A 6,670-nucleotide genomic window follows, 5' to 3' on the forward strand; every position below is an offset into this window, starting at 1 on the left:
ATCACCAAATATTAATATCTCAGATTTATCCCTAATTGTCAACCCCTTAATTTAGTTATGAGTGCTGAGTTTTTTTAACTCATAACTCAACACTCATTTAACTCATTTAGCCCAGTTCTTCTGACTCCGCAGTTAAATTGCCAACGCTGGCACTTTGAAAAGAGGCTGGCAAAGACTGGCTATTAAGAGAATATGGCTCTGCCAGGTTAGAACGCAGTTGCCGCATCAGGCTTGCCATTTCTAGGGCATTTAGGGCGTAATCCCAGCCATGATTACCTTTGATGCCTGCCCGTTCTAAGGCTTGCTGCATAGTATCTACTGTCAAAATGCCAAAAATTACTGGCACACCAGTTTGAAAGCTAGCAGCGGCAATGCCTTTAGAAACCTCTGAGGATACGTAATCAAAATGGGGTGTTTGCCCTCGAATGACTGCGCCAAGACAAATTACAGCATCATAACGATGGGAAAGTGCTAATTGGCGAGCTACTAAAGGTACCTCAAAACTTCCCGGAACCCAAACATAGTCCACCTGACTACCTTGGGGGTTAGGGTCTACACCGTGGCGTTTTAAACAATCTTGACATCCCTCTAGCAGCTTTCCGGTAACGAGGTCATTGAATCGACCAATCACCACTGCAAACCGCAAAGGCTCCGTTTGGGTAAAAGTTCCCTCGAAAACTGCCATGATTGCCTCTTTATCAACTATACTTCTGGCCAATATACATTTCTTATTTAAATGTAGAGGAGCAGGAAAGCGCGGTCAGGATGAAGTTATCAGGAAAAAGAAAAAATCTCTTGTTTCCCTTAACCTTTGACCTTGGCTTTTCTGCCCCTCTAGTTCTTATATTATGTGCCTGCGCCAGAACGAAGCCGTCGCCTACACGACAAAAAAGTTTAACAAACCAACTAAAAATACCAAACCAATCCAGACACCAGAACCAACCCAGAGCAGTTTTTTAGATTCACCCCAATTTTGGGGTGTGGCGTAAGCAACGGGGACGCCAACAACCAGGACAAAAGACAATAGGACTAGACCTATCAAGGCAAATTGGAATATTATGGTCATTTTTGCTTCTCCCAATACAGTGAAATACTAAGGATAGAATATCCTAAAGGGCGACACTGACACTTTCTTATTATTTTTAAGCTAGCAGAAATTACAACATTTTAGTCATTTGTCCTTTCGTCTAAGTACTAATGACTAATGGCTAATGAAGTATGGATTTAATTCTTTGCCACACAACAGCAGATTTTGACGCACTAGGGGCAGCGGTAGGGTTAACGCGCCTACTACCGGGAAGCAAGATTGTGCTAACTGGCGGCTCTCATCCTCCTGTACGGGATTTTTTAGCATTGCATCGGGATGAATATCCGCTGATTGAACGCCGTTCGGTGAATTTAGAAAAAATTCGCTCTTTAACTGTGGTGGATACGCAACAGCGCGATCGCTTGGGTAAAGCTGCTGAGTGGTTAGATTTACCCCATGTCAGAGAGATTATAGTTTATGACCATCACTTAGGACAAGAATCAGATATTTTCGCCACGCGATCGCATATTGACTCAGTAGGAGCCACCACAACTTTAATTGTGGAGCAATTGCAACAACAGCAAATTTCCCTCACTACTGCCGAAGCAACTGTGATGGCTTTGGGCATCCACGTTGACACTGGCTCCTTAACCTTTGACCAGTCCACACCACGGGATGCTCTCGCTTTGGCTTGGTTGATGGAACAAAGTGCCAGTTTATCAGTAATTTCTACTTACCGTGACCCTGGTTTGTCTTTGCAATTGCAGCAGCTATTAACTGAAGCGCTGGAAAATTTAGAATATCTTTGCTTGCGTGGATATACGGTTGCTTGGGTAACTCTGAAAACTAATGGTTTTGTGCCGGGGTTATCAAGTCTGGCATCAGAACTCGTGGAATTAACCGAAATTGATGCCATACTGTTGGCTAATGAGTATCCTTTGGGTGAAGAAGATTCACGCTTAACTGTAATTGGGCGATCGCAAATTCCCAAAACGAATCTTAACCTATTATTCCAACTACTAGGTGGCGGGGGTCATTCACAAGCCGCATCACTAAATCTCCGCCAAGTAGATTCGCAGGCAATATTAAAACAACTCCTTGATGGGATAAAAGCACAAATTCCCCATCCCCCCACTGCTAGGGATTTGATGTCCTCTCCTGTCCGCACGATTCTACCTGAAACCACAATTGCCGAAGCCCAGCGCATTTTGTTGCGCTATGGACACTCTGGTTTATCTGTAGTCGATACTCAAAGGCAATTAGTAGGTATTATTTCCCGGCGAGATATTGATATCGCCTTGCACCACGGATTTAGTCATGCGCCAGTTAAAGGCTACATGACCACAAATCTCAAAACTATTACACCAGATACGACACTGCCACAAATTGAGTCGGTGATGGTAACTTATGATATCGGGCGCTTACCAGTATTGGAGAATGAGCAGTTAGTTGGCATTGTCACTCGTACTGATGTTTTGCGGGAATTACATCAAAACAGGGCTGAGTTCCGAGGACTGAGTTCTGAGTCTCAATCATCACTCAGAATTCAGCATGGGCTAAACTCTAGCTATCCGCTAACAGGACTCAGCGTCGAGTTGCAGAATAAACTTGCTCCTCGATTGTGGCAATTACTCACCACAGCATCCCAAGAAGCAGAAAAACGGGGTTGGCATCTTTATCTAGTGGGCGGTGCAGTGCGGGATTTGCTATTAGCCGAAGCAGTAGCGGGCACCTTGATGATTAAAGATATTGACCTCGTAGTTGATGGCTTTCATAAATCAGCAGATGTCGGCGCTGGTGTGGAACTAGCAAAAGCACTCCAACAACTTTACCCTACGGCTCGCTTAGAAATCCACGGGGCTTTTCAAACTGCTGCTTTGTTGTGGCATAAAGACTCAGAATTAGATTCTTTATGGGTGGATATTGCCACCGCTAGGACAGAATTTTATCCTTATCCAGCAGCAAATCCAGAAGTTGAGGCGAGTTCTATTCGGCAAGACTTGTATCGCCGAGATTTTACCATCAATGCCCTCGCTTTGCGACTTACTACTCCCCGTGCTGGCGAATTACTTGACTTCTTTGGTGGTTTACTCGATTTACAAGCTAAAGAAATTCGGGTTTTACACGCCAACAGCTTTATCGAAGACCCCACCCGCATTTATCGTGGCGTGCGCTTTGCCGTGCGCTTTGGATTTCAGATTGAACCGCAAACTGAAGAGTTTATTCGCTATGCCATCAACAGTGGTGTTTACGATCGCACTTCTCAAGAGAATAGCAAAACTCCAGCCCTACAAACTCGACTGAAAACAGAATTAAAACACATTCTAGAAGCCCCCTACTGGAAATCGGCTTTGCAGTTACTCGATAACTTAGGGGCATTGCAATGCATCCATCCTAGCCTGAAGCTAGATGTGGAAGTCCTGCGACAATTACGTTTGCTAGAACGCTGTTTGCGGCGATTTGACCCGCAACCAACTCTCATCCATTGGGAAATGCGTTTAGAAGCGTTAATCACTCATCTAGCACCACAATATCGGGCGAAAGTGGCAAAGAATCTGCAACTGCAAGAGGATAGCATTAAACGCTTGCAAAACTTGGCTTCTGCCCAAGCTGAGGTGATGGAATCTTTGCCTCAGTGTCAAAGTCCCAGTCAAGTAGTGCAGTTGTTGCAACAGTCCGATTTAGCAATGCTGATTTTAATCGCCGTGCAAAGTCCGCGAGAAATTAGACATCAGATTTGGGAATATTTAACTGTTTGGGCTAATGTCCAGCCACTACTGAATGGCAATGATTTAAAGAAACTGGGTTACAAACCAGGGCCCCAGTATCGACAAATATTAGATGATGTACTTGCTGCTACTTTGGATGGAGTGATTAAAGATAGGACTGAGGCTGAAGAGTTTTTAGCACAACACTATCCTCAATGAAAAGGAATGTAATCAATTAAAATCATGGTGAGAATTTCTGATGGTGTAACAGGTTTTGTATCAGCAAATAAATTACGAGTTTCAGCGAGTGTTAAGTCAAAACTCTTTTTCACCTGAGCGAGACTAAAATCGCTGTATGCCATCCTTCCAGCTTGTGATTATCTATTTAATCTATTTCATATATTAGACTTCTTGCAGAAGTGGGGAAAAGGGTAAGGGGTAAAGAGGAAAGGGCTAATTCTGTAGCTTTTTAAGCTCTGCTTCTGTAAACAGATTCTTCCCCGCCCGTAAATCTTTCACCCAGCGCTGCCGTTGTGCTTTACTATCTTTATCCTGAGTCTGGGCGATGTATGCTTCAAAGTCCTCAATTGCCCCTTGATAGTTGCCTGTCAGCGCTCTAGCCAAGCCACGACTATCACGAATGTTGCCATCTTTAGGTGCAAATGCAACGGCTTTTTCACAGGCTGGTAAAACATCAGCCGCTTGTTTTTGTATACTTCCGTCCCAGCATAGTGTATTCCAAGAACTTGCAGGAATTTCGACTTTTGGATCAAACTTGAGAGCTTGGGTATAAGCTGCTAGCGCTTCCTTAAACTTTTTCTCTTGTAAGCGGCTGTTTCCTTCATCAACTGAGCCTTCAGCCTTGCCTTTGTTGACAAACTCTTTCGCTCTCGCTTGGAAATCAAAATTTAATTTCTTATCCCACTGCTGCGCTTGGCGGAACTTTTCAACAGCGCCATTAATATCATCATTTCGCGCTAACTTCTCACCTTGGATGACTAACACTGTCGCCCCCAGCACATTCTGTGATGGAGTTTGGCATGATTGCAACTCTTCTAACACTTCTGGATGGGCAATGAGGTAATTATTTAGCAAATTACAACCACTGAGTGATAAATTATCGAAATCCAAATCCCATAAAATCACAGTCTTGTCATCACTGCCAGAAGCCAGTGTCTTGCCATCGGGGCTGAATCCGACGCTATAGACCCTACTGCTATGCCCAGTCAGGGTTTTGATGGCTTTGCCTGTGCTGACATCCCAGAGTTTGATCGTCTTGTCATCACTGCCAGAAGCCAGTGTCTTGCCATCGGGGCTGAATCCGACGCTATAGACCCTACTGCTATGCCCAGTCAGGGTTTTGATGGCTTTGCCTGTGCTGACATCCCAGAGTTTGATCGTATTGTCTGAACTGCCAGAAGCCAGTGTCTTGCCATCGGGGCTGAATCCGACGCTATAGACCGTACTGCTATGCCCTTCTAAAGTATTAACTTCAAAAGCTCTATTTTCTTTATGCTCTTGTGGCTGCAAATAAACTGCTTGCCTTAACGTTGCCATAGTCTGCATTTGGGTATCTGTATTTGCCCAAGGCGTCAGTTTGAGTTTTCCCCCGGCTTTTAAGCCTTTTATTAAGGCATCCGGGTTTTGTCCAGAGACAAAAGATGTCTCTGAAGAATTAGTAAGGGCGTTAATTTCATTAATTTCGGCTTGTTTTTTTAGTTTATTTGCCTCTCCTACCAATGAAAATGCTACCCACACCTGTACACCCACGACTAAACCTGCGGCTACGGAACCAAAAATGCTGCGTTTGAGAAAACGATTAAATTTTACCTCACCGAGTTTTCTTTGTTCTCGTTCTTTTTCCAGTTCCGCCATCACCTGCTTTAACTTCGGTTCCTGTTGCTGGCGGATAAAAGCGGCGATGTAGTCATGTACCAGTTGATAACGGTCAGCCGGGTTTTCTGGTAGCAAAACCACTAAGCCAGATTGGACAAAAATTTCTACAATTAAATCTAATTTGCTGATGTCAAAAGCTTTATCCTCCCTAGTTTCTGATCCCCCCAACCCCCCTTAAAAAGGGGGTAGAAAGAATAAAGCCCCCCTTTTTAAGGGGGGTTGGGGGGATCTCCGAGAAGTACAGTAGCAAATCGCGTTCTAACTCAGCGCGAGTCTTCAGAGGGCGAGTTCCTTTTTCATCGGTGAGCAAATACAGTAATATGTCTGCTGCTTGGTGATTTTCTTCACCACAATCATTAACAACTTCATGCAAATAACGCTTAACCAATTCGTCTTTAGTGCCTAGCTGCCGATATTCTGCCAGAGTTGTAATATTCTCCGTTTGCAGTTGCGCCCCCAGAACCTGCAACTCAATGGGACGAACTTCACCCAATTCTCCGGCTAAATCTTGCACCAGTTGTTCAACTAAAACATCCTCTAAGTGAAAACTAGTATTTTCAGTTAAACGCTGAATAATTGACTTCGCATCAGCAGGTGAGAAGTTCCCCAACTTGTAAAGCACATTATTACTGAGAATGTCATTGCCAATAATCTTCAGACTGGACAAATCATTGCACTCTAGCAAGTAATGGATGTAATCTACCCGCAGCGATAAGATAACTTTCACCGATAGAACATTCAGACACTCTCCCAGAAACTCAAAGAATTGCTTTCTTTGTGCAGGTTCGGTGTAAACAAAGAAAAATTCCTCAAATTGATCAAAAATTAGCACTGTGCGGAGATTGCGCTGTTCGTTTTCGCGGAGTTGAGTGATTAGGGACTGGGGATTTTGAGTATCTGAGGTGGATGAACGGAGTTCTGATATGGATTCATCCAGTTCAAAGGTGGATGAACGGAGTTCTGATGTGGATTCATCCAGTTCAAAGGTGGATGAACGGAGTTCTGATATGGATTCATCCAGTTCAAAGGTGGATGAACG

4 protein-coding genes and 1 pseudogene are annotated in these 6,670 nt (G+C 44.0%); 1 reads left to right on the forward strand and 4 read right to left on the reverse strand.

Annotated features, from left to right (window positions below; all coding sequences use genetic code 11):
- Nucleotides 1–106: 106 nt before the first annotated feature.
- Together ribH and psbZ are read right to left on the reverse strand one after the other, a co-directional pair.
- Nucleotides 107–685, reverse strand: a complete 579-nt coding sequence (ribH, locus tag HWQ44_RS19055) for a 6,7-dimethyl-8-ribityllumazine synthase (protein ID WP_292721654.1) — start codon at nt 683–685, stop codon at nt 107–109.
- Nucleotides 686–877: 192 nt separating this feature from the next.
- Complete coding sequence (psbZ, locus tag HWQ44_RS19060) at nt 878–1,066, reverse strand: photosystem II reaction center protein PsbZ (protein ID WP_179068007.1); 189 nt, start codon at nt 1,064–1,066, stop codon at nt 878–880.
- Between the two features lie 152 nt (nt 1,067–1,218).
- On the opposite strand from psbZ, the gene HWQ44_RS19065 reads away from it, so the two are divergent.
- Nucleotides 1,219–3,954, forward strand: a complete 2,736-nt coding sequence (locus HWQ44_RS19065; protein WP_292721658.1) for a CBS domain-containing protein — start codon at nt 1,219–1,221, stop codon at nt 3,952–3,954.
- Here HWQ44_RS19065 and HWQ44_RS19070 read toward each other — a convergent pair.
- Both HWQ44_RS19070 and HWQ44_RS19075 read right to left on the reverse strand, forming a co-directional pair.
- Entirely contained in the window at nt 3,948–4,097 is a 150-nt protein-coding gene (locus HWQ44_RS19070; protein ID WP_292721660.1) for a hypothetical protein, read from the reverse strand. The genes HWQ44_RS19065 and HWQ44_RS19070 overlap by 7 nt on opposite strands.
- 91 nt (nt 4,098–4,188) lie before the next feature.
- Nucleotides 4,189–6,670: pseudogene (locus tag HWQ44_RS19075) on the reverse strand (ribosome assembly protein 4); the annotation flags it as partial.

Source organism: Nostoc sp. JL34 (assembly GCF_017114945.1).
In the GTDB taxonomy this organism is placed as follows: Bacteria; Cyanobacteriota; Cyanobacteriia; order Cyanobacteriales; family Nostocaceae; genus Nostoc.